The sequence below is a fragment of the Dichotomicrobium thermohalophilum genome (assembly GCF_003550175.1).
In the GTDB taxonomy this organism is placed as follows: Bacteria; Pseudomonadota; Alphaproteobacteria; order Rhizobiales; family Rhodomicrobiaceae; genus Dichotomicrobium; species Dichotomicrobium thermohalophilum.
Map to the genome: position 1 here is coordinate 1,162,479 of NZ_QXDF01000001.1, position 22,019 is coordinate 1,184,497.

Genomic DNA, 22,019 nt, shown 5'->3' on the forward strand with positions numbered 1-22,019 from the left:
ATTACTGAGCGGCGTGCAGGGGCGCAAGAGCGCGCGGGTGCCGCTTGCCTCATATGTGCGTGAGCGGCTAGGCTCCGCGCGGTTTCCACGCACGGGATGCCCCGATGACCGGCAGCGGGCTGTTCTTTTACGTTTCCAAACTGGTTTGGTTCTTCGTTCAGCCTTCCAGCCTGGTCGCGCTGCTGCTGTTGGGCGGGCTGGTGCTGGCAATCTGGCGGCGGCGCTGGGGGCTGCGGATCGTCGCGCTGGGCGCGCTGCTGTATGTGATCGCCGGCTTTTCGCCGCTCGGCCACTGGCTGATGATGCCGCTGGAGGATCGCTTCGCGCGCCCGAAACTGGACGCACCGGTCGACGGAATCATTGTGCTGGGCGGGGCGGTCGACACGCTGGTGAGCAAGGGGCGCGGGGTGACGGCGCTCAATGAGGCCGCTGAGCGGCTCAGCGAAGGCGCGGCGCTGGCGAGGCGCTTCCCCGATGCGCGGCTGGTGTTTTCCGGCGGGTCGGGCGAAATCCTCTATTCCGGCACGACCGAGGCGGCGGGTGCAAAGCGCCTGTTCACACGGCTGGGCATCGCGCCGGAGCGCCTCCTGCTGGAGAACCGTTCGCGGAATACGGCTGAGAACGCGGCTTTCACGCGCGAGCTCGTGCAGCCGCGACCAGGCGAGCGCTGGCTGCTTGTCACCTCGGCGTTTCACATGCCGCGCGCGGTCGGCTGTTTCCGCGCCGTCGGCTTCGAGGTGATGCCCTGGCCGGTCGATTACCGCACCAGCGGCGAAGACGACCTCTGGCGCTTTTTCCCGCGCGCTTCGGAAGGGCTGCGCCGCGTCGATCTGGCGGCGAAGGAGTGGGCGGGCCTGCTCGCCTATTCCATCACCGGTCGCACGAGCACCTTCCTCCCCGGGCCGCGCTAGCGCTACTCCATCCGCGCGCGGAACAGCCAACCCGAGATCAGCAACGTAAACGCCGCGATTAGCGCCAGCGGGACGGTGTTGGCCAATACATCTCCCGCCGGCATCCCCTTCAGGAACACACCGCGCACGATCACGAGGAAATGCCGCAGCGGGTTGATCTGCGTGAAGTGCTGCAGCCATTCCGGCATGTTCTCGATCGGCGTGGCAAAGCCAGACAGCAGGATCGCCGGCGCGGCGAACAGGAATGCGCCGAGAAACGCCTGCTGCTGGGTCTGCGACAGCGAGGAGATGAACAGACCGACCCCGATCACCGCGAGCAGGTAGATGAACGTCCCGAGATAGAGCAGGGCGAGCGAGCCGCGAAACGGCACCTCGAAGAAAAACACCGCGAAGGCGATGAAGGCCGTGGCCTGCGCCAGCCCCGCGATCATGGCGGGCACCGTCTTGCCCAGCAGGATTTCGTGCACGCGCAAGGGCGAAACCAGAATCTGGTCGAAGGTGCCCAGCTCGCGTTCGCGCGCGACCGTCTGGCCGGTGACAACGAGAACGATCAGCAGGGTGAGCGTGCCGAGCAGGCCAGGGACGATGAACCAGAAATCCTTGAGATTCGGATTGAACCAGTGCCGAACGACCACAGGCTCGGCCGCGGCGGGGGCTTGCGGTGGTTCGGTCTCCAGCGTCACGGGGCTGGTTGCGGTCAGCCCGGCGGTGATCTCGCTGAGGTAGCCGGTCACAATTTGCGCCGCGTTGGAGCGTCGTCCGTCGAGCAGCACCTGCACCTGCGCCGGCCGCCCGGCGTTGATGTCGCGCGAGAAGGTTTCATCGAAATGCAGGACGCCGAGCACGTCCTGATTGTCGATCGCGCGGCGCGCGGCGTCGAGATCGGGCAGCCGCCTGATCGCCGTGAAGGTGGAGGCGCCGTCCACACGCTGCACGAACTCCGCGCTCCAGCGCCCGGCATCCCGGTCGATCACGCCGATCGTCACGTTGGTAACTTCCAGCGTTGCGGCGTAGCTGAAGAGAAAGAGCTGCGCAATCGGCGGGGCGATCAGGACAAACCGGCTGCGCGGGTCGCGCCAGATCGCAAGAAGCTCCTTGATGATGAGCGCGAAAAGACGCCGCCACATTACTCCAGACTCTTTCTTGTGGTAAGCGCGGTGAAGATCAGGAAGACCGCGCCGATGGCGAGCATCCGTGCGATGTCGCGCAGGAACAGCGGCCAGATGTCCCCGACAAGGAACACGCTTTGCAGGCTCGGTACGAGGTAGCGCGCCGGCACGATATAGGTGATCCACTGAACGAGCTGGGGCATGGAGCTGATCTCGAAAATGAAGCCCGAGAGCAGGACCGCCGGCAGGAAGCCCGTGAGCAGCGCCACCTGCGACGCGATGAACTGGTTCTTCGTGGCCGAGGAAATGAGAAGCCCCTGTCCCAGCGCGGGCACAAGGAAGGCCGAGGAGATGATCACCAGCGCGAGGAATGAGCCGCGAAACGGCACGCCGAACAGGAACACCGCGATCGCGGTGCACATCGCCATCGCGCCCAGCCCCAGCGCGAAATAGGGCAGAAGCTTGCCGAAGATCAACTCCGGGATGGAAATCGGCGTGGCCATCAGGGCTTCCATGGTGCCGCGCTCCCATTCGCGCGCGACGACCAATGCGGTCAGCAGCGTGCCGACCAGCGCCATGATGATGGTGATCGAGCCGGGCACCAGGAAATAGCGACTCGTAAGCTCCGGGTTGAACCAGTAGCGCGGCTCCAGTGTCACCGGCGCCTGCGGCGGCGCCTCCTGCGTGCGAAGCGCCAGCCAGGTCTGCCAGACGCCACGGGCGTAGTTCTCCACGAATTTCGCGGTGTTCGGGTTGGTGGCGTCTGTGATGACCTGAATGCGAGCGCTCTGCGGGTCATGCGCGACCTCGGCGCCGAAATTCTCCGGGATGACGACGATGCCGCGAATATCGCCCGCAATCAGCTTCGGAATAACCTCCCGCCGGTCCTGCGCAGGAACGATCTCGAAATAGCGGGAGCCCTGAAAGGAGCCTGCCAGGCTTTGCGACGGCGCGTCCGTGGCTTCGACGACGAGACCGACACGGACAAGATTGGTATCAAGCGAGATGCCGTAGCCAAACAGGAACAGGAGGATCAGCGGCAGCACGAAGGCGATGAGGATGCTGCTCGGGTCGCGGACGATCTGGATCGACTCCTTCACAAGCAGCGCGCCGAAACGCCGCCAGCGCCCGCTGCTGGCCGCTGGGCTCATGCCGCCTCCTTCCGGTCCGACTCGCTCGTCTGCACGAGGTGGATGAATGCATCTTCCAGCGAAGGATCGGGGCATTCATCGGTCCGCGCCTGCGCTTTCAGCGCGTCGGGCGAGTCCAGCGCGATGGTCTCGCCGCGATACATGAGCGCGATGCGGTCGCAGTATTCGGCTTCGTCCATGAAGTGCGTAGTCACGAGGATGGCGACACCCTTTGCGACCAGGCCGTTGATGTGTGTCCAGAACTCACGCCGGGTGATCGGATCGACGCCGGAGGTCGGCTCGTCGAGGAACAACGCGTCCGGCTCATGCATCACCGCGCAGGCCAGCGCCAGCCGCTGCTTGATGCCCAGCGGCAGGTCGCGCGCGTTCATGTCCAGATAGCCCGGCAGGTCGAAGGTCTCGATCATCGACTCGATCTTCTCGCGCCGCCGTCCGCGCGGCAAACCATAGACGCTGGCGAAGAAGCGCAAGTTCTGCAAAACGCTGAGATCGCCGTAGAGGGAGAATGTCTGCGCCATGTAGCCAAGTCGTCCGCGCGCGGTTGCGCCCGCCTTGCGCAGGTCGTATTCGGCGACGCGGCCGATGCCTTCGGTGGGTTTCAGCAGGCCGCAAAGCATCTTGAAGGTGGTGGATTTTCCGGCGCCATTCGGGCCAAGCAGCCCGAAAATCTCGCCGGGCGGGATCGAAAAGGTGATGTCGCGCGCGGCGGTGAAGTCGCCAAATTTCTTGGTGAGGGCTTGCGCTTCGATAATCGCTCTGCCATCGGGCTTGCTATCGATGCGCTGTGCCAGCCTCGAGGTCCCGCCCGCCACGCCGCCGAGCACGTTGATGAAGGCGTCCTCGAAGCGCGGCGCGACAGGTTGCAGGTCCGCGCCGTGAAAGCAGTCGCCGAGCATTCTGGACAGCCCCGCCGTGCCGTCTTCCGGCTTCTCGGCGGTCACAAGCCGCAGCGCGCTGCCCTGAACGACTCCGTCGATGATGCCCTCGGTATCAAGCGCCTCGGCGAGTGCGGCGCGGCGCACGCCTTCGATTTCGGTGGCGAGAAACGTGCGGCCCTCCACGCGCTGGGTCAGGTCCGCGGGTGGACCTGCGAACAGGAGCTCGCCGCGATTGAGCAGCAGCACGTCGTCGCAGCGCTCGGCTTCGTCGAGATACGAGGTCGACCAGACGATCGCGATACCCTCATCCTTGAGGTCCTGAACCATCCGCCACAGCTCGCGGCGCGAGATCGGGTCGACGCCCACACTGGGCTCGTCGAGCAGCAGCACGCGCGGCGTGCGGATCAGCGCGCAGGCCAGCCCCAGCTTCTGCTTCATGCCGCCGGACAGCTTGCCGGCGTGGCGCGTGGTAAAGGGCGAGAGGCCGGTGAAGCGCAGCAGTTCGGCGAAGCGGTCGGCGCGTTCCGCTTCAGGCAGGCCGCGCAAGTCCGCGTAAAGATTGAGGTTTTCGATTACGCTCAGGTCCTCGTAGAGACCGAAGCGCTGCGGCATGTAGCCGATATGCGACTGGACGGTCTGCGCCTGTTCGAGGGTGTCGGCGCCGAGCACCCTGATCCGGCCATCTTCCGGGGCCAGCAGCCCCGTCATCAGGCGTATCAGCGTGGTCTTCCCCGCCCCATCCGGGCCGACCAGTCCGGTGATGACGCCGCCGCGAATTTCCGCCGAAATGTCTCGCAGGGCGCGCGTGTCGCCGAAGCTTTTGGACACCTTCGACAGGCTGACGAGCGGCTCTGCCATTGCGCTCAGTCCTTTGCGGCTCTGTCGGTCGCGTCCCCGGCGAGGCGCACCGTAACCGGCATCCCCTGGCGCAGCGCATCATCCGGATCCTTCACCACCACGCGGAAGCGATAGACGAGATCCGCGCGCAGCTCTGGTGTCTCCACGGATTTCGGGGTGAACTCCGCGACCGGCGAGACGAAACCGACCTGCCCGTCGTAGGGCTCGTCCGGCCTGGTGTCGCTGATGACCTTGACGGGCGTGCCGGGGCTGACAAGGCCAAGCTGCGGCTCGGGCACATAGGCCCGCACCCAGACGGGCTCGCTCAGCGATAGCGTGTAGACAGGCGTGCCTGCCGAGACGATGGTTCCCGGTTCGACCGCGCGCGTCAGGATCACGCCATCCTCTGAGGCATGGAGCGAAGCGTCCTCCAGCGCGGTCTGGGCGGCTTCCTTCTGGGCCCGCGCAGCCTCCAGTGCGGCCTCGGCGGCGGCAACGTCTTCCTTGCGCGGGCCTTCGATTGCCAGGTTCAGGGCCTCTTTCGCGGATCGCAACGCCGCTCTTGCGCGCTTCAGTTGCTCCAGCGCATCGTCGAACGCCTGCTGCGAGGCGAAATCCCGTCGCACAAGTTTTTCCTGCCGGCCGTAGATCGCCCGTGCGTTTTCCAGCGCTGCTTCACGTGCTTCGACGTCCGCGCGGGCGCGCTCGATCTCCTGCGGCCGGGTGCCCGCCTCCAGCTTGGCGAGCTGGGCTTGAGCCTCGGCGACTTCCGCCTTGCGCAGCGCCAACTCTTCCTCGAATGGCTCGGTGTCCAGCTGGGCGAGCAGCTCGCCGGCTTCCACCTTGTCGCCCTCATGGAACAGCATGCGCTCGACGCGGCCCGCGACGCGAAAACCCAGCGTGACCTCGCGAATATCGACATTTCCGTAAAACACTGCCGCCGGACCGTCCTCCACCACATAGCGCTGGTAAAGGAACCATCCGCCGACACCGATCGCCGCGATCGCGATCAAAAGGGCTAAACGCTTGCTCATGCGCGAACGCCTTGCATGACTGACTGGTCAGTCATAAACTTGTCGGTGTCTCGGGGGACTGTCAAGCGCTTCCGGGGTGGCATTTCGCCAGCGGCGGTGCTCTGCGACCAGATTGAGACAAGCATGGCGACGGACGGTAAAGAAACGAAAAGCCAGCGAATCCGTTTCATCCTCGCCGCGGCGCTGGACGAATTCGTCGACAAGGGCTTCGCCGCCGCCCGCCTTGACTCGATCGCCGAGCGCGCGGGCGTCGCCAAGGGCACGATCTATCTGTATTTCGATACCAAGGAGACGCTGTTCGAGCAGGCGGTGCGCGCGGTGATCGGGCCGATGGTCGCGCGCTTTGAGTCGATGGCCGCCGCGCCGGAGGAGGACGCCGAGACGATCCTGCGCCAGATGATCCGTACGCTCTACAGGGAGGTCATCACTGATCCCAGGAAGCGCAACCTGCTCCGCCTGATTATCTCGCAGGGACCGCGCTTTCAGCGGCTGCTGCGCTTCTACCACGACGAACTGATCGCGCGGAGCATGGCAGCGCTCAGGCGCGTCCTGGCCTATGGCGTGGAACGGGGCGAGTTCGGGTGCTCGCCCGCGGTCGACCAGCCGCAGATCATCTTCGGCCCTGCGCTGACGGCCGCGATCTGGACGATCCTGTTCGAGGAGATCGAGCCGATCGACTTGGATGCCTACTGCGAGGCGCATCTGGATTTCATGCTGCGGGGCCTCAAAGCGCCCGCCTAACTGCCCGAGCCGAGATAGCGCAGCGCTGCGCTGGACAGCGCGCCGCCGACAACGCAGGGCACGCCGAGCGCAACCTGCCCGACCGCCGAGGCGCCCACGCAGCCGAGCGACAAGGCAACCTGGCCCATCTCCGCCCACCAGGCAGCCGCTCGGCGCGAGCCTGGGCCTTTCTGGCGCAGCTCGTCGATCGCCCCTACCACGTCTTCCCGAAGCCTGGCCGTGTCCGCCGTCTCAGCCGCGATGATCACCTCCGTGAGAATGCGCCGGACCGTCTCGCGCTGGTGTGGCTGGATGCGGCGGAGCGCCGTCAGCAGGTCGGGATCGCGCGATGCGTTGACCGCCAGCGTGAACTTCGCCATCCCGCCCGCGGTGAGCTTGTCGAGGCTGTCCCGCTCCTCGGACCAGGGCAGGAGCGCGGCGATCCAGGCGATCGGCATGTCTTCGCCGGTGGCGAAGTAAAGGCCCCACTGCACGTCGATTAACTCGGGATGGGTGGCGTAGCTGATCCGCACCGGTTTGGCCTTCTCCGGGCCGAAATAGGTCTCCCATCGGAAGGCCCGGCGGACCTTGTCCAGCGTCGAAGCCTTCGGTGGCGTGAAGGGAACCTGTTCGAGCGTGGGCAGCTTGCCGGCGATGTAGTAGCGCATCAGGTGCTTGCGCTCCGGCAGGTTGGGCGCGAAGTCGATCATCACCTGTTTCCAGTTGTCCAGCCCGGAATAGGCGATGGCGCGCACAACCAGCCACTGGTCCTTGAAGGGCAGGGGCAGGCAATCCGCCGCGAGCTGGACCGCCTCCTCGGGGTTCTCCCGCAGCACCCCGGCGAGGAAGCCGACATAAACGCCCGACTTCTGGGGCTCGTCAAAAGCGCCCTGCTTGCTCAGCTTGCGGATCAAGGCGGGCACGTCCTGAGGCTTCGGGTCGTGGTGATAGTCCTTCATCCATTTCAGGCCGGCTTCGGGCTTGTCGCTGTCCTCGGTCAGCGTCGCGGCTGCCGGCGCGGGATGCAGTGACAGAATGAGCAGGAGAAGGGCGATTAAACAGCGCATGTTTCCTAGCGTTCTCCGCAATTCTCTTGACTGTTGCGCCTGGGCAAATCGCTGATTCGCGTAATGGGCGTAGATGGCGGTTTTGTGGAGCGGCCGGCTCATCAAAATTGGTGAGGCTTGTGAGGTCTCTATAGCTCGCCGTTAAGCATAATCCATTCCTGCCGATTGCAACCATTTGGTGCAAAACCGGCAGATATTGTTGCATCACGTGTAAATACAGTGTCGTGTCAGCCACAGTGGCCTGCAAACACCAAGCAAAACCCGGTTGTTAATGTCTTCATTCTTGTAACAACGGCCGGACTCGGTCTGAAATCTCAAGCATTGTACGCCGGTGCCGCGTGGGAAACCGCGTAACATCAGGCGGCGTGGGGATTTTCGCGTTGTGACGGCAAGTGGGATCCGTCGCGGCGCGCGTTTTGGGCACACAACAAGGAGAGGGGAGCGGCGCCGCCCAGGTGGTCGCTTTCGCGTCAGGGGCCGTGACAGGCGGGGTAATGGGCACCTCGCCGCCAGCGCGGGCCGCGACGCCAACAACAAGATGGGGGGATACCATGCTGGCACGCCGGCACACAAATTCGGGCCCGTTCAAAGGCCTAGCTTCGCTGTTCACGTCACTTGCGAGAGTATCAGGCGCGCCGGTGCTTGGTGCTGTCATTCTCCTTGTGGGCCCGCTTATGATGGAAGTCAGCTCCCAAGCTTCAGCTCAAACGCTTAACTTTACCTGCGAGACAGTATCCGGTTCAAACACTCAAATTGGCGACTCTCAATCAAATATTCCTCAGAGTACAGAGAGCGCCATTACAGCGGCCCAGGCAGTTATTGACGCCGCCGGAAAAGACCTGGCTCTGGAGGACGCATTCAAGGTCGTGAACAATGAGGAAAACTGCACTGAGGGAACATGGACCCTCACAGACCCTCCGACTGACGTTTGCGCGATCGGTATTCACGCGGGCAATGGATTCAGCATTTTTGAGATTGACCCCGAAGCTTCCTCAGGAGTGTGGCAGTCACCGCCACGCACGAACAAGCAGGGGAAGGAACAGGCGCCGGCCGATTTGTCGAATCTGTTCGCATTCACCTGTACGGATAACGGTGGCGGAACGGATAATTTCGCGTCTCTTGAGATTGAAAAACAATTCGATTCCGACTCAGACCGTGAGTTCCTATTGGAAATTACGGGAGCGGGTCTGCCTACTCCGTTGCAGGTTTCATTAAAGGATGATGAAACTGAGACTGTGCAGATCAACCTCGGCAATTTGACCTCGGGAACTGTTACCCTTGAGGAACTCACTCAGACTGGCCTGGAGAATCCAGACATTTCCTGTACGCTTGACGAAACCGTTGTGGAAAACGGGTCAGGGGGATTTAGTCTATCTAATATCCCTGTCGAGGCTGATAAAACCACGAGCTGTGTTGTCACTAACGAAGCGGACGTTCCCGATCCGCAGGAAAACATAATACAGATTAGTCTGCAGAAGGTTACTGACAAGGCCGGAGAATTCACTGTCAACGTTGATGGCGTCAACGGCGTTACCTTTTCTGGTTCCAAGACGTTCGATCTTGGAGCAGGTGAAACCTCCGAACAGAAAATCGTCGAAATCGAGGCAGGCGATAACGTTTGGGATTTCATAGTGACGGAAAATGATCCTGGCGAGGGCTTTTTGGACCCTGTCATTTCCTGCTCCATCACAAGCCAGGGGGAGAATGGGGAAACGGCATCCGCGGATAAGGGCTCGCTCACTAATCTTGAAGGCGGGGACACCGCTGCATGCGTCGTCGAGAACAGGGGTGTTCCGGAAGCTACATTGGAGTTGGTCAAGGTCGTTGAAGGAGGCGTCGCGGTTTCGAGCGACTTTGACTTGACCTTCGGCATCGATGGCTCATTCCAAACGGTGAACAGCGGTCATGTTGAACAGATCTCTTTTGATGACGACAATGCCAAGCCGGTTGTATTGTCTGAATCTGGCGGTCCCGGAGGCTACGACCTGACGTCGATCTCGTGTGACAACGGTGAAAGCGTGACGTTTGAAGAAGGGGGCGGGCTGTCAGGCACGTTATCGTTCGACATCCAACCTGATCAGAACGTTAGCTGTACATACACTAATAGGTTCGACGACGTCGACGAGGAGATGGAAGAGGAGGTCGAGAAGTTCAACGAGACCACGCTCAAGCTTCTCCTCACCCACGGGCCGGATCGCGCCCGCCTCGTGCGGCGTCTGCAGGAAGAGCAGCCGCTCAGCCTGAAGGACACCAGCCCGCTGCCGCCGCTGAAGATGTCCGGCGAGATGGGGCCGGAGGGCATGCAGGGCAGCTTCTCCATGAGCCTCAGCGGCCTGCGCGCCTCGATGATGGCCGAGGACGCCCGCAAAATCCGCAAGGCGCAGGACGGCGACGGCATGACGTCCTCCTTTGCCGACGATCCCTACATCGCGCCGTACATGATGACGCGGCCGGGCTGGGATCTGTGGATCGAGGGCCAGATCTCGCGCTACAGCGACGACTCCGCCGGGCGTGACCGCGACGGTACCTTCAGCATCCTCTATGTCGGCGCGGACTACGCGGTAGCGCCGGGCGTCATCGTGGGCGCGCTCGTTCAGGTCGATCACACCGACCAGGATATTGACGGCGATGTCTGGGGCGAGATTGAAGGCACCGGCTGGATGGTCGGCCCGTACTTCGGCGCGAAGATCGGCGACAACCTGATCTTCGATGCCCGCGCGGCCTGGGGCCAGTCCGACAATGACATCGAGCTGGAAAGTGACGATGGGGGACACCGCACCGGCGACTTCGACATGGAGCGCTGGCTGGTGACCGGCAAGCTGACCGGCATGTACTACTACGACGGCTGGCGAATCTCGCCGCATGTCGGCGTGGCCTGGGGCACGCAGGATCAGGATGCCTTCACCAACAGCCTCGGCCAGAGAGTCGGATCGAGCAGCGTGACGCTCGGCCAGCTCACCTTCGGGCCGGAGTTCGGTTACACGAAGAGGCTGGAAAGCGGGGCGACGCTGGAGCCGCACCTCGCCGTAGAGGGCATCTGGAACTTCGACGGCAATGAAATCGACTTTGCCACCGGCACGGAATCCACCGATGACTTCCGCGCCAAGGTCGAGGGCGGCTTTATCTACGCCACGCCTGATGGCTACAAGTTCCGCGCGGCCGGCTCCTATGACGGCATCGGCGGGGACGACTTCGAGGCCTGGAGCGCCAAGGCCTGGCTGAACATCCCGCTCGACAACGGCTACGCCGCGATCGACTAGCGGGGCAGCAATCCTCCAACGGATGGACCCGGCGGCCCTGCGGCCGCCGGGTTTTCTATGCGCTATTGCGCCGCGTCTTCCGGCGTCAGCGTGTCCATGTAGGACAGTAGCGCGTTGATCTGCTCCGGGCTCAACGTGAACTCCGGCATGTCCTCATGACCGACCACGATGCCCTCGGCCAGCGCCTCCTGCAGGTTCCAGACCGAATAGCGCCCGGCGATCTCGCTGAACGTCGGCGCTTCCGGATTCTCGGTCTCGTCTTCCGGGCTGATCGCGTGGCAGGTGCCGCACATGTCTTCGGCGAGCTGTCGCCCTTCTTCCAACGCGTTCGCCTGCGCCGGCGCGCCCGCCCCGCCCGCAAGCAGCATGGCGGCCAGAAGCGCGCTTATCCCGTTCCGTGATCCAAGCATGTTTTCCTCCCCTGCGCGTTCCTCCGCTTAGCCCGGAAATGTGGCGATGTCGTCGCGGGTCGCGCGCTGTCGTGGGCGCGTGAGCGCGGTGCTGTCAAGCCGCGTGCGGAACCATCGCCGCGCATTTGTGTTCCATAGGGCAGACCGTCCGGACGCGGCACGGGCGCTGCGTGAGCAGGCGCCGCCTGCGTGACGGACTCACATAAATGGCAATCGGGGACCGTTATGAATTGGGAACAGGTCAAAGGCAACTGGCACCAAGTGAAGGGCCGGGTGAAGGAAAAATGGGGCGAGCTGACGGACGACGAGGTCGAGCAGATCGAGGGCCGTCGCGAGTGGCTCGCCGGGAAAATCCAGGAGCGTTACGGGATCACGCTCGAAGAGGCGGAAAAACAGGTCGATGACTGGCTGGAGAAGATGGACTAGCGCGGCATGTATTCTGCGCAGTTCCCCGGACCTTGTTCGATTTTGTCATGACCATCATCCGATGATGGCGCCGTCTCTGCGCGAATCGAACTCGGTAAACGGAACGTCTCGGAAACGGATCTGGAAAGAGGGACCATGAGGAACGACCAACCACAACCGTACTGGCCGCCGCTTGCGGCCGGCGTGGGCCTCGGCCTCGTCTTGCTGCTGACCTTCGTCATCACGGGGCACGGCCTCGGCGCGAGCGGCTTCTTCACGCGCCTGACCGCGGCGGTTGGCGCGTGGGTGGCGCCCGCCACCACGGCGGCCAATGCCTATCTGGGCGGCTATGTCCAGGCCGGCGCGCCGCTCCTGGCGTGGATTACCTGGGAAATCGTTGGGCTGGCGATCGGCGCGCTGATCGGCAGCGTCACCGCCCGGCGCTTCAACCCGAGCATCGAGCGCGGCCCGAGCACGGGCGTGGGAACACGCCTGACCTTCGCGCTCGCGGGCGGAATCCTGACCGGCTTCGGTGCGCGTCTTGCGCGCGGCTGCACATCCGGTCTCGGCCTGTCCGGCAGCGCGACGCTGGCGGTCGCCGGCTTCGTCTTCCTGATCACGTTTTTCATCGGAGGTTTCATCACCTCGATGCTGACACGGAGGGTCTGGGAGTAATGGATCAGCCGCTTTACGACAACGGAGTGGCCGCGGGCCTGCTGGCCGGCGTGCTGTTCGGATATATCCTCGAAGCCGCCGGGTTCGGGAGCCCGCGCAAGCTGACGGCGCAGTTCCGGCTGCAGGACTGGGCGGTGTTCAAGGTGATGTTCACCGCCGTGCTCGTCGCGGCCGTCGGCCTCTGGCTGCTGGAGGTGTTCGGCATCTTCGGCCTGAACGCGGTTTACGTCCCAACAACGTTCTTCTGGGCGATGGGCGCCGGCGGCCTGCTGATCGGCGCGGGCTTTGCCATTGGCGGTTACTGCCCAGGCACGTCGGTCGCGGGCTTGGCCTCCGGCCGGCTCGATGCGCTGGTTTTCATGCTCGGCATGGTGATCGGGGTGGCCGGCTTTGCCTGGGTCTATGAGCCGCTACAGCCATTTTACACCGCCGCGCAGGGGCCGCAGGGGCAAACGCTGCCTGACCTGTTCGGCGTCCCGAGCTGGGTCGTGCTGGGCGTGCTCATCGTGATCGCGATCGCCGGCTGGATGCTCGGCTCACGACTGGAGCGGCGGTTTGGCGGGCCGTTCGCCCCGCCGCAACCTGAGCGGAGAGAAGGCACACCGATCGGCCAGATGCAGCCGGGCGAGTGAGTCTGGCAACCCACAACACAGATTGAGAGAAGGAGCGACACCATGTCCAAACGCAAATCCCTCGTCGCCATGCTGCCCGCTGCGGCAGTCGCCGCGGGCGCAGGAACCGCGGCCCTGAACGCGGACCTGAAGCTGCCGCCGGTTATGTCTGCCGCGCATGCGCAGATGAACCCGTGCGGACCGGCCAACCCATGCGCCCCGGTCAACCCGTGCGCTCCAGCCGCAGCAGCCGACGAGCCCGAGGAGAAGGGCGAGTATACGGCCACGGCTGAGACTCCCGCTGACAACCCGTTCGACGTGCCGGCCGGCTACACGCAGGCGGCCTATGGTGACTCGATGCCGGGAGTCGTGAAAAACTATCTTCGCGCAGCCCCCTATGTCGGCACGGGCGGCGTTGTCTCGGACAATGGTTACGCCATCGCCAAGGCGCTGGGCTTCAATACCGTCATCAGCCTGAACACGCCGGAAGAAGGCTCGGACAAGGAGCGCGAGCGGGCCAACGCGGCCGGCCTGAACTTCGTCAACGTGCCGGTGTCTGAGCGTGCGCCCACCAGCGATCAGGTCGAGAAGATCGCCGAGATCATCAACGATCCGGCGAACTATCCGATTCTGATGCACTGCCAGTCATCGAATCGCGTCGGCGCGGCTTGGGCCCTTTATCGCGCCTCGGTAGGCATTCCGAAAAAGATCGCCGTTCAGGAAGGTCGGAATGTCGGCCTGAAGCCGAGCCGCGAATGGAAGGTGCGCGAAATTCTCGGCATGGATCCGTTGCCGAAGCAGGGCTGAGCGGTCCAATCAAAAACGAGAAGGGGCGGGCCGCGCGTGCCCGCCCTTTTCATGAGGGGAGTTGGTATGACGACAGCGACCGAGAGCGACCTGAGGGCCCTGATCGAAGCGCGCCCGAGGGATGAGCTGGAGGCGATGCATGCAGCCGCTGAGCGCGTGCTCACGGCGAGCGCGGCTCTGGCGGAAGCCGGGAAGACGGTCGTTACGGCGGTGATGCCGGGCCAGGCGGCGCTCGAAGCCTGGGCGCACTATCCTGCTCAGGACATCCGCGACCCGGCAACCGGCGTGCAGTTCTATTACCATGCCCACCCTGAGCATGACCGGGGCGCAGGCGAGCACGGGCATTTCCACGTCTTCGCGCCGGCCGGCGTAGAGGGTCCGCAGCCCGCCGATGACAATGGCCACCTGCCGGCGGGAGGCCAGAGTCTGTGCCATCTCATCGGCATTTCGATGGACGCTTACAGCCAGCCGATCGGTCTGTTCACCACCAACCGCTGGGTGACGGGTGAGACCTGGTTGCCTGCCGAAGACGTGATTGAGCGTGTTCGCGCTTTTGAGATGCAGCCCCAAGAGCCGTTCGCACAGACGCGCACCTGGCTCGCAGGCATGATGACGCTGTTCCGCCCCCAGATCGAGGCGCTGATTACCGAACGCGACAGACGCGTGGCAGCCTGGCACGAAGAAAAAGGCGGGGACATCTTCGAAGATCGCGCGCTGAACCGGACATCTGCCGCGCCCATCAATCTGGCCGATCAGATCACCGTGATCGAGGAGGCGCTGGGGATCCGGCAGACTGTATAAACGCCAAGAGTCAAGTGGCTGGGGCGGCAGGATTCGAACCTGCGCATCACGGGATCAAAACCCGTTGCCTTACCGCTTGGCTACGCCCCATCGCAACCCCATGTACCAGATGACATAGCGAAGAACGGCACCGCAGACAATGCCCGCGCAGCCGCATCTGGAAAAGCGGTCAACGCGCCGCTTGCGAGCCGGAGAGCGGAAAGTTATAACGAGCGCATCGCTTTCGTCAAAAGCCGGAGTGTAGCGCAGCCTGGTAGCGCACCTCGTTCGGGACGAGGGGGTCGCAGGTTCGAATCCTGCCACTCCGACCATCCACCCCTTCAGACCCCCCACCGCCGATTCAGCGTTGAACGGATCGGGCGAACGTGAAACAAATGCGTCAGAACAGGGGGAATTTGTTCCATTCTGCAACGTCCTGCAATTTGATCCCGGAAAGATAGCACATGAAATCTGCCGCGCTTGCTGCCTTCATTGTCCTGGCTATGGCCTTAGCGCCGGGTGTTCACGCGCATTCTGGATTGGTCGCAAGTTCCCCGGCAGACGGCAAAACCGTCAAGGGTGAGGTTTCTCGGATCAAACTAAAGTTCTCTCAGGCGGTCCGGGTCACGCTGGTGCGCGTAAGGTCGCAGGATGCCGACCCGGTGGAGCCGAAATCCGATCTTCCCGCTGCGTTCGTCCAGACGGTAGAGGTCGCTGTACCCACGCTGGATCCCGGCACCTATGACGCGAAGTGGACCGCCGTGGCACAGGATGGGCATGTCATGAGCGGCGCGTTCTCCTTCACTGTCGCGGACTGAGATGGCGCTGGCCGAGGCGGACGGGCTCGCTGTCCTGCTGCGGATGGCGGTCTATGGCGGCACCGTGCTCGCCGCAGGCGCGGTGCTGTTTCGGCTGAGTTTTCCCGCACTGCTGGTCGATCCCGCGCTGCGGAAGCAGCTTTGGTTTGGCGCGGGCCTTATCATCATCTGTGAGCCGCTGCGCTACCTCCTGTTTCTCCAGCAAATCGCCGGTGGCGATCTCGCGCTGGCCCTCTCGCCGTCGATGCGCTGGATTGGCATGGAGACGCCGCTGGGCCAGGCGGCGGTCGTTCGGGTGGCCGCGGTGGTCGTCATGCTGGTTGCCGGTTTGCGCTGGCGGGCGCTGGGGCTCGCTGCGACAGGGGCGATGATCGGCGCGTATCTGATCGAGGGGCACACGGCTTCGAGCGATCCAAGGGCCCTGCTCGCGCCGCTATTGTTCGTGCATCTGCTTGCCGTTCATTGGTGGATCGGAGGGTTGCCAGGCTTGTTCGCCGCCAGCGGCTCGGCACCGGCCCGGGACCTCGCCCGGGCAGTCCGGCGCTTCGGTAATTTCGCGGCGTGGGCCGTGGGCGCGCTGGTGATCGCGGGCGGTATTCTTCTGGGCTTGCTGACCGGCTGGCGGCTCGATCTCGCCAGCGGCTATCAACAATCGTTCCTGCTGAAGCTGGCTGCGGTGGCACTGATCCTTGCGACGGCAGCCCTCAACAGGTGGCGCCTGACACCTGCGCTGGAAAGCAATTCCGAGACCGGCCGGGAAGCATTGCGGACATCGCTCATCGTCGAGATGGTTGTCTCCGTGCTTATCTTGCTGGCGACGGCGCTGGCCATCTCGTTCCCGCCCGGCGGGCATTAGCTCGCTCACAGACGCGCGGCGCGGAACGTGTCGCAGGCCTGGAGCTGGCCGCTCTCCAGCCCGTGGCGGAACCAGCGCACCCGTTGCTCGGAAGTGCCGTGGGTGAAGGCATCCGGCACGACCCGGCCCTGGGTACGGCGCTGGATTGTGTCGTCGCCAATGGCGCTCGCGGCGCGGAGTCCTTCCTCGATATCGCCCTCTTCGAGAATGCCTTTCTCCCGGTCTATGCGGTTGGCCCACACCCCGGCGAGGCAGTCGGCCTGTAGCTCCATGCGGACCTGAAGCGCGTTGGCCTGTCGTCCGCCCACACTTTGCTGCGCCTGGCGCACCGTGTCCGCGATGCCGAGCAGCGTTTGCACGTGATGCCCAACTTCATGGGCGATCACATAAGCCTGCGCGAAGTCACCCGGCGCGCCGAACTGCTGACGGAGCTGCCGATAAAAGCTGAGGTCGATGTAGACCGTCTCGTCCAGCGGGCAGTAGAACGGCCCCATTGCCGCCATGCCCGCGCCGCAGCGCGTGCGTGTATAGCCGGAGAACAGCACCAGCTTTGGCTCGCGGTACGTGCGACCGAACGACTGGAACGCCTTTCGCCAGACATCCTCGGTATCGGCAAGAATCACGCCGACGAAGCGGGCGAGCTCATCATCGCTGCGGCTGCCCGTGCCGGGTTTGGGGACCTGGCGCTGTGCGCGGGTTGTCTCGTCCGCATCGGGCAGGCCCGGGATGTTCAGGTCCGGGAAAGTTGCTTCCCGGTCCGCTTGAGGACCCGGCGCGCCGCCGGTCAGGATCACGCGTGGGTCGACGCCCAACAGCAGCAGCAGGCCGAGGATCACCAGTATCCCAAGGATGCCAAGTCCCGAACTGCGTCCGGCCCGTCCGCGGGGCAGGGGGATGCGCATCCCGCGCCCGCGCCGGCTGCCGGGAAAGGGAAACGGAAAACCGCGCCGCCCCGGCTGGCCGCGCCGATCCTCGATATTCTCGCTTTGCCTGCGTCCGCGCCAGCGAACCATGCCCTTCGTCTCTCGCTTGCAAGTCTTGACCGCCGGTATCCTGGCGGGACACCGCACATACTTAAGCCAGCGCCTGCTCCGGTGGTTCTGTCAATCGAAATCGCTGTGTGGAGAGGGGCCTGGCGGGCGATTAAGGCTGGCAAGGTATACCCCGAATTGATCGCCATCATAGAGCCGGTCACTTTCTCGTTCGAGACTGGTCGCGAAATCGAACCGGAAAGACGGGGATCAGCCCATGCACGATGAGACAAAGCCTCTCGACCCGCTGCCCGCGGAGCGCCTTTACCGAGAGGCCGATCTGTCCAATCTCGACTTCTCGACGACCGCCGACCTGGACCCCGCGCAGGGCCTCGTAGGCCAGGAGAGGGCCCTGGATGCGATTCGCTTCGGCACCCAGGTCGACCGCGACGGTTTCAATCTGTTCGTGATCGGCCCGCACGGTGCACGCATGCAGGAGGCCGTGAAGGAACTGCTGGCCGAGGAAAAGCGGGAAGAGCCGCAAGCGGCACCGTCGGACTGGGTTTACGTCAACAATTTCGAGGACTCGGAAAAGCCCATCGCCATTGAGCTACCCGGCGGCCGGGCACGCAAGTTTCAGCGCGCGATGGACAAGCTGATCGAAGACCTGAAAAGCGCGCTGCCGGCCGTGTTCCAGAGCGAGGAATATCAGACGCGCAAGGGCGCGATCGACGAGGAATTCCAGAACAAACAGAACGAGGCGTTCTCGGAGTTGCGCGAAAAGGCCTCGGAAAAGAACATCGTCATCTTGCGCACGCCGATGGGCTTTTCGCTGGCGCCAAGCCAGAACGGCAAGGTCGTGCCGCCCGAGGAGTTCAACAACTGGCCGGAGGAGAAGCGCGAGGAGATCAAGGAAACCATCCAGGAGCTGGAAAAGGAACTTGAGCACATCGTCAATCAGATCCCGCAATGGGAGAAGGAGCGGCGCGAGGAGCTGCGCAAGCTCAACCGGGAGACGGCAAGCTATGCGGTGGACCAGCTCATAGAGGAGACGAAGGAGGACTTCAGCGACCTGCCCAAGGTGGTCGAGCACATCGACGCCGTGCGCGATCATATCGTCGAGAACGTCGAGACCTTCGTCCAGAATACCGAGGGCGAAAAACAGGGGCAGATGCCGGAGACCCGCGCGGGAAGTCCGTTCGACCAGTACAAGGTCAACGTCCTCGTCTCGCAAAGCGACACTGAAAGCGATGTGCCGATCGTCCAGGAGTTTCATCCGACGCTGAGCAACCTGATCGGCCGGATCGAGCACATTCCGGTCCAGGGCGCGCTGATCACCAATTTCCTGCTCATCAAGGCCGGTGCTTTGCATCGGGCCAATGGCGGATATCTGTTGCTCGATGTGCGCCAGCTGCTCACCGAGCCGTTCAGCTGGGCGGCGCTCAAGCGCACGCTGCAGCGCGGTGAGATCGCCATTGAGGACGTGGCGCGCTTCATGGGGCTGACCAGCACGGTTTCGCTGGAGCCCGATCCGATCCCGATGAACCTGAAGGTGATTCTGTTCGGCGACCGGCTGCTCTATTTCCTGCTCTCGGCGTTCGACCCCGAAGTGCAGCAGCATTTCAAGGTGCTGGCAGACTTCGAGAACGACTTTCGCCGCAACCCGGAGAATGAGGCCGTGCTCGCGCGGCTCGTGGCCGCGATCGCCGAGCGCAAGGAATTGCGCGCGCTTGACCGGGAGGCGGTGGCGCGCGTGCTTGAACATGCTGCGCGGCTGGCCGAGCATTCCGAAAAGCTTTCACTGCTGACTGAGCAGTTGCAGGATGTGCTGATCGAATCCGATTTCCGGGCCAAGCAGGCGGGGCGGGAGAAGATTGGCCGCGAGGATGTTCAGCAGGCGCTTGATGCGCGTATCCAGCGCGCGGCCCGCATCCGCGACCGGATGCAGGAGTCCATCCTCGAGGACGTCGCGCTCATCGACACCGAAGGCACCAAGCCGGGCCAGATCAATGGCCTCAGCGTCATGCAGCTCGGCGGCTTCAGCTTCGGGCGGCCCACGCGCATTACCTGTCAGGTGCGGCCCGGCTCCGGGAAGGTCGTGGACATAGAGCGCGAAGTCGAACTCGGCGGGCCCGTTCACTCCAAGGGCGTGATGATCCTCTCCGGCTATCTTGCCGGGCGCTATGCGCTCGACACCCCGATGTCGCTGTTCGCCAGTCTGGTCTTCGAGCAGTCCTATGGCGGCGTGGAGGGTGACAGCGCATCGTCGGCGGAACTTTACACGCTGCTATCCTCGCTTGCCGACGCCCCGCTGCGCCAGGACCTGGCCGTGACAGGCTCGGTCAACCAGCGCGGCGAGGTGCAGGCCATCGGTGGCGTGAATGACAAGATCGAGGGCTTCTTCGACATCTGCAAGGCGCGCGGTTTGACGGGCAAGCAGGGCGTCTTGATCCCGCAATCCAACGTTCAGCACCTGATGCTGCGCGAAGACGTCATCGAAGCGTGCCGGAATGGCGCGTTCGCCATCTATCCCGTCCGCCATGTCGATGAGGGCATCAGCCTCCTCACCGGCCTGGATGCCGGCGAGCGGGGGGACGACGGCCATTTCCCCGAGAACAGCGTCAACCGGCGCGTGGAGGACAAGCTGCGCCACTTCGCCACGATCCGCCGGGAATTCGCCAGGCAGCAATCGCGTGAGGCCAGCGAATGACGGTCACGATCCACACGCACCACTTCAGGCGTCTGATCCTCGGCCTGTCGCCGGGCAGTAGACGGGACTCGGCCGAAACCGCGGCAGATCTGGCGCGACTTCTCGATGTCGAGTTGTTCGGCCTCTTTCTGGAGGATGCTGGCTTGCGCGAGTTGGGCAACATCTCGGTGGCGCGAGAATTCCGCCCGTTGGGGGGCGGTTGGCGCCCCATTCGGGCAGAGCAGATGGCACGCGATCTGGACGAGGCGGCGCGCGAGGCGGAGCGGGCCTTCTTCGCCGCGGCGCATCGGATGGCGCGACGGCATCAGTTCGAGGTGCGGCGCGGGCCGATTGCCGACGCCATCGCCAGCCTGTCCGAGACGAACGACATCGTGATGATCTCCGAGCCGGGGAGCGCCGCCGAGCGGGCGACCGCCCAGTTCTCGGCGCTGGTCGAGGCCGCATTCCGCTCGTCCGCGGCCGTGCTGCTCGTGCCGACGGAGATCGCGCGACGAACCGGTCCGGTGGTCGCGATCGCTGCCAAGCCGGATGATCCGTGTATCCAGACGGCCGCTGGCATTGCGGCGATGGCGGGCGAGCCGCTCGTGGTGCTTCAGGCCTATGACGGCGCAACGGGCGGACAGGTCGACGTGCTTGCCGGGGCGGGCCTGACGGTCCGCGCGGTGCAGGTCGGGGCCGCTGGCATCAGCGACCCCGTCGTGTGTGTGGAGGCCCTGGCTCTGATCGGCGAACGGCTGATGGTGATGAGCCATACGCACGCAGCTCGAACCTTCGCGCCGGCGATGCTTGCCGCGCGGCGCGTGCCGGTATTGGTGCTGGAGCCGGAGCGCGGCGAGAGCGAACCCGCTCCCGTCGTTTCTGTCTAGGCCGTCTCCATCAGCTCCGCGAATGGCCGGTAGCGGTGGGGCAGGTCGAGCGCCTCGGCCACGGACTTGATGGTGAGCGTGCCGGCGTGGGTGTTGACGCCCTCGGCGAAGTCCGGATCGGATGCCAGCGCGCCCATGCCGCTGTCAGCCAGCCGCTGCACGTAGGGCAGCGTCGTTTTCACCAGCGCGCGGGTTGCGCTCATCGGATATGCTCCCGGCATGTTCGTCACGCAGTAATGGATGACGTCGTGCACGGTATATACGGGGTCGGAATGCGAGGTCGGCCGGCTTGTCTCGATGCAGCCGCCCTGATCAATGCTGACATCCACGATCACCGAGCCGGGCTGCATTGATGCGACCATATCTTCGCTCACCACATGCGGCGCGCGCGCCCCGCCGGGGAGCAGCACCGCGCCGATCACGGCGTCGGCGTCACGCACATGTTCGCGTATCGTCTCCTCGGATGACAGAACAGGTATCACGTCCGGGCTGATCTGCTCGCGAAGTTCATCGAAACGCTCTTCGAACAAGGTGAAGATGTAAGTCTCCGCGCCGCCACCGACGGCTGCGTGCGCTGCGTGCTGGCCCACCACGCCGTCACCGATCACGACCACCTTGCCATGCGGCTCGCCCATTATCCGTCCAAGCAGGACCCCCTTGCCGCCCGCGAATTTCGCCAGATAGTGCCGCGCCACGCTGGCGGACATGCTACCCGCCACAGCAGACATCGGCGCCAGAAGCGGCAGCTTGCCATCCGGCCCGCGCACCGTCTCATAGGCGATCGCGGTCACCTCGTTCTCCAGCAGCGCGTGCGTGAGGTTCGGATCGACGCCGGCAAGATGGAGGTAGGTGAACAGCATCTGCCCCGGCCGGAAATAGCCATATTCGCTTTCCAACGGTTCCTTGACCTTCAAGACCAGCTCCGCCGACCACGCCCCGGCCGTGTCGACCATGCGCGCGCCCGCAGCCTCATAGTCCGCATCCGTGAAGGCCGAGCCTTCGCCCGCGCTGTATTCGACAAGGACCTGGTGACCGGCATCGGTGAGCGTGCGCACGGCCGCCGGCGTCAGCGCGACCCGGTTCTCGTTGTTCTTGATTTCCTTGATGAGCCCGATCTGCATGCCTGCCTCTTTTCGTTTTTGA

Annotated in this window: 20 protein-coding genes and 2 tRNA genes; 13 read left to right on the top strand and 9 right to left on the bottom strand. The window is 64.0% G+C overall.

The features are described from left to right. Positions 1-104: 104 nt before the first annotated feature. Positions 105-911, top strand: coding sequence for a YdcF family protein (locus BXY53_RS05275; RefSeq protein ID WP_245410365.1), 807 nt, complete (start codon positions 105-107; stop codon positions 909-911). Between the two features lie 2 nt (positions 912-913). Here the strand turns inward: BXY53_RS05275 and BXY53_RS05280 are convergent, their stop codons facing one another. Genes BXY53_RS05280 through hlyD form a run of 4 tightly spaced genes read right to left on the bottom strand, consistent with a single transcriptional unit; the run spans position 914 to position 5,920 of the window. Next, positions 914-2,038: an ABC transporter permease gene (locus BXY53_RS05280; RefSeq protein ID WP_119060826.1), complete on the bottom strand. Its 1,125-nt coding sequence runs from the start codon at positions 2,036-2,038 to the stop codon at positions 914-916. Beyond that, complete coding sequence (locus BXY53_RS05285) at positions 2,038-3,171, bottom strand: ABC transporter permease (protein ID WP_119060827.1); 1,134 nt, start codon at positions 3,169-3,171, stop codon at positions 2,038-2,040. The genes BXY53_RS05280 and BXY53_RS05285 overlap by 1 nt, the downstream gene beginning before the upstream one ends. Continuing rightward, positions 3,168-4,907 (bottom strand): ATP-binding cassette domain-containing protein, encoded by a 1,740-nt coding sequence (locus tag BXY53_RS05290; RefSeq protein WP_119060828.1) that lies wholly within the window; start codon positions 4,905-4,907, stop codon positions 3,168-3,170. Before BXY53_RS05290 ends, BXY53_RS05285 begins: the two co-directional genes overlap by 4 nt. A 5-nt stretch (positions 4,908-4,912) precedes the next feature. Then, positions 4,913-5,920 carry a secretion protein HlyD gene (gene hlyD / locus BXY53_RS05295; RefSeq protein WP_119060829.1) on the bottom strand — a complete coding sequence of 336 codons (1,008 nt, stop codon included), beginning with the start codon at positions 5,918-5,920 and terminating at the stop codon, positions 4,913-4,915. 123 nt (positions 5,921-6,043) lie between these two features. On the opposite strand from hlyD, the gene BXY53_RS05300 reads away from it, so the two are divergent. Next, on the top strand, positions 6,044-6,661 hold the full coding sequence (locus BXY53_RS05300; protein ID WP_170144348.1) for a TetR/AcrR family transcriptional regulator: 618 nt from the start codon (positions 6,044-6,046) through the stop codon (positions 6,659-6,661). Here the strand turns inward: BXY53_RS05300 and BXY53_RS05305 are convergent. After that, positions 6,658-7,707, bottom strand: coding sequence for a hypothetical protein (locus tag BXY53_RS05305; protein WP_119060831.1), 1,050 nt, complete (start codon positions 7,705-7,707; stop codon positions 6,658-6,660). The genes BXY53_RS05300 and BXY53_RS05305 overlap by 4 nt on opposite strands. A gap of 674 nt (positions 7,708-8,381) precedes the next feature. Between BXY53_RS05305 and BXY53_RS05310 the strand changes: the two genes are divergently transcribed. Continuing rightward, entirely contained in the window at positions 8,382-10,967 is a 2,586-nt protein-coding gene (locus BXY53_RS05310) for an autotransporter domain-containing protein (RefSeq protein ID WP_170144349.1), read from the top strand. A gap of 62 nt (positions 10,968-11,029) precedes the next feature. Here BXY53_RS05310 and BXY53_RS05315 read toward each other — a convergent pair whose 3' ends face one another. Next, the gene (locus BXY53_RS05315; protein ID WP_245410366.1) at positions 11,030-11,377 is read right to left on the bottom strand and encodes a c-type cytochrome; all 348 of its coding nucleotides are present in this window, start codon (positions 11,375-11,377) and stop codon (positions 11,030-11,032) included. A gap of 225 nt (positions 11,378-11,602) precedes the next feature. On the opposite strand from BXY53_RS05315, the gene BXY53_RS05320 reads away from it, so the two are divergent. From BXY53_RS05320 to BXY53_RS05340, 5 genes are all read left to right on the top strand, one after another. Beyond that, the gene (locus tag BXY53_RS05320; RefSeq protein WP_119060834.1) at positions 11,603-11,803 is read left to right on the top strand and encodes a CsbD family protein; all 201 of its coding nucleotides are present in this window, start codon (positions 11,603-11,605) and stop codon (positions 11,801-11,803) included. Positions 11,804-11,938: 135 nt separating this feature from the next. After that, positions 11,939-12,457 carry a YeeE/YedE thiosulfate transporter family protein gene (locus BXY53_RS05325; RefSeq protein ID WP_119060835.1) on the top strand — a complete coding sequence of 173 codons (519 nt, stop codon included), beginning with the start codon at positions 11,939-11,941 and terminating at the stop codon, positions 12,455-12,457. Then, positions 12,457-13,089 carry a DUF6691 family protein gene (locus BXY53_RS05330; protein WP_119060836.1) on the top strand — a complete coding sequence of 211 codons (633 nt, stop codon included), beginning with the start codon at positions 12,457-12,459 and terminating at the stop codon, positions 13,087-13,089. The genes BXY53_RS05325 and BXY53_RS05330 overlap by 1 nt, the downstream gene beginning before the upstream one ends. Before the next feature lie 42 nt (positions 13,090-13,131). Further along, complete coding sequence (locus BXY53_RS05335; protein WP_119060837.1) at positions 13,132-13,875, top strand: protein tyrosine phosphatase family protein; 744 nt, start codon at positions 13,132-13,134, stop codon at positions 13,873-13,875. Between the two features lie 66 nt (positions 13,876-13,941). Next, complete coding sequence (locus BXY53_RS05340; protein WP_119060838.1) at positions 13,942-14,676, top strand: DUF6969 family protein; 735 nt, start codon at positions 13,942-13,944, stop codon at positions 14,674-14,676. Positions 14,677-14,691: 15 nt separating this feature from the next. Here the strand turns inward: BXY53_RS05340 and BXY53_RS05345 are convergent. After that, positions 14,692-14,766: transfer RNA gene (locus BXY53_RS05345), tRNA-Gln, on the bottom strand. Between the two features lie 144 nt (positions 14,767-14,910). Between BXY53_RS05345 and BXY53_RS05350 the strand changes: the two genes are divergently transcribed. The 3 genes from BXY53_RS05350 to BXY53_RS05360 all read left to right on the top strand — a co-directional run bounded on the left by BXY53_RS05350 (position 14,911) and on the right by BXY53_RS05360 (position 16,329). Next, positions 14,911-14,987: transfer RNA gene (locus BXY53_RS05350), tRNA-Pro, on the top strand. A 171-nt stretch (positions 14,988-15,158) separates the two neighbouring features. Continuing rightward, positions 15,159-15,473, top strand: coding sequence for a copper resistance CopC family protein (locus BXY53_RS05355; RefSeq protein ID WP_245410424.1), 315 nt, complete (start codon positions 15,159-15,161; stop codon positions 15,471-15,473). A 1-nt stretch (position 15,474) separates the two neighbouring features. After that, complete coding sequence (locus BXY53_RS05360) at positions 15,475-16,329, top strand: copper resistance D family protein (RefSeq protein ID WP_119060840.1); 855 nt, start codon at positions 15,475-15,477, stop codon at positions 16,327-16,329. 5 nt (positions 16,330-16,334) lie between these two features. Here the strand turns inward: BXY53_RS05360 and ypfJ are convergent, their stop codons facing one another. Further along, the gene (ypfJ, locus tag BXY53_RS05365) at positions 16,335-17,342 is read right to left on the bottom strand and encodes a KPN_02809 family neutral zinc metallopeptidase (RefSeq protein WP_119060841.1); all 1,008 of its coding nucleotides are present in this window, start codon (positions 17,340-17,342) and stop codon (positions 16,335-16,337) included. Between the two features lie 235 nt (positions 17,343-17,577). On the opposite strand from ypfJ, the gene BXY53_RS05370 reads away from it, so the two are divergent. Beyond that, positions 17,578-20,010 (top strand): Lon protease family protein, encoded by a 2,433-nt coding sequence (locus BXY53_RS05370; protein ID WP_119060842.1) that lies wholly within the window; start codon positions 17,578-17,580, stop codon positions 20,008-20,010. Next, positions 20,007-20,876, top strand: coding sequence for a hypothetical protein (locus tag BXY53_RS05375; RefSeq protein ID WP_119060843.1), 870 nt, complete (start codon positions 20,007-20,009; stop codon positions 20,874-20,876). Before BXY53_RS05370 ends, BXY53_RS05375 begins: the two co-directional genes overlap by 4 nt. Here BXY53_RS05375 and ald read toward each other — a convergent pair. After that, complete coding sequence (ald, locus tag BXY53_RS05380) at positions 20,873-21,997, bottom strand: alanine dehydrogenase (RefSeq protein WP_119060844.1); 1,125 nt, start codon at positions 21,995-21,997, stop codon at positions 20,873-20,875. The genes BXY53_RS05375 and ald overlap by 4 nt on opposite strands. Positions 21,998-22,019: the final 22 nt, after the last annotated feature.

Coding starts and splice junctions, on each gene's coding strand:
- BXY53_RS05275 (WP_245410365.1), top strand. CDS start 105: ATGACCGGCAGCGGGCTGTTCTTTTACGTTTCCAAACTGGTTTGGTTC.
- BXY53_RS05280 (WP_119060826.1), bottom strand. CDS start 2,038: ATGTGGCGGCGTCTTTTCGCGCTCATCATCAAGGAGCTTCTTGCGATC.
- BXY53_RS05285 (WP_119060827.1), bottom strand. CDS start 3,171: ATGAGCCCAGCGGCCAGCAGCGGGCGCTGGCGGCGTTTCGGCGCGCTG.
- BXY53_RS05290 (WP_119060828.1), bottom strand. CDS start 4,907: ATGGCAGAGCCGCTCGTCAGCCTGTCGAAGGTGTCCAAAAGCTTCGGC.
- hlyD (WP_119060829.1), bottom strand. CDS start 5,920: ATGAGCAAGCGTTTAGCCCTTTTGATCGCGATCGCGGCGATCGGTGTC.
- BXY53_RS05300 (WP_170144348.1), top strand. CDS start 6,044: ATGGCGACGGACGGTAAAGAAACGAAAAGCCAGCGAATCCGTTTCATC.
- BXY53_RS05305 (WP_119060831.1), bottom strand. CDS start 7,707: ATGCGCTGTTTAATCGCCCTTCTCCTGCTCATTCTGTCACTGCATCCC.
- BXY53_RS05310 (WP_170144349.1), top strand. CDS start 8,382: ATGATGGAAGTCAGCTCCCAAGCTTCAGCTCAAACGCTTAACTTTACC.
- BXY53_RS05315 (WP_245410366.1), bottom strand. CDS start 11,377: ATGCTTGGATCACGGAACGGGATAAGCGCGCTTCTGGCCGCCATGCTG.
- BXY53_RS05320 (WP_119060834.1), top strand. CDS start 11,603: ATGAATTGGGAACAGGTCAAAGGCAACTGGCACCAAGTGAAGGGCCGG.
- BXY53_RS05325 (WP_119060835.1), top strand. CDS start 11,939: ATGAGGAACGACCAACCACAACCGTACTGGCCGCCGCTTGCGGCCGGC.
- BXY53_RS05330 (WP_119060836.1), top strand. CDS start 12,457: ATGGATCAGCCGCTTTACGACAACGGAGTGGCCGCGGGCCTGCTGGCC.
- BXY53_RS05335 (WP_119060837.1), top strand. CDS start 13,132: ATGTCCAAACGCAAATCCCTCGTCGCCATGCTGCCCGCTGCGGCAGTC.
- BXY53_RS05340 (WP_119060838.1), top strand. CDS start 13,942: ATGACGACAGCGACCGAGAGCGACCTGAGGGCCCTGATCGAAGCGCGC.
- BXY53_RS05355 (WP_245410424.1), top strand. CDS start 15,159: ATGGCCTTAGCGCCGGGTGTTCACGCGCATTCTGGATTGGTCGCAAGT.
- BXY53_RS05360 (WP_119060840.1), top strand. CDS start 15,475: ATGGCGCTGGCCGAGGCGGACGGGCTCGCTGTCCTGCTGCGGATGGCG.
- ypfJ (WP_119060841.1), bottom strand. CDS start 17,342: ATGGTTCGCTGGCGCGGACGCAGGCAAAGCGAGAATATCGAGGATCGG.
- BXY53_RS05370 (WP_119060842.1), top strand. CDS start 17,578: ATGCACGATGAGACAAAGCCTCTCGACCCGCTGCCCGCGGAGCGCCTT.
- BXY53_RS05375 (WP_119060843.1), top strand. CDS start 20,007: ATGACGGTCACGATCCACACGCACCACTTCAGGCGTCTGATCCTCGGC.
- ald (WP_119060844.1), bottom strand. CDS start 21,997: ATGCAGATCGGGCTCATCAAGGAAATCAAGAACAACGAGAACCGGGTC.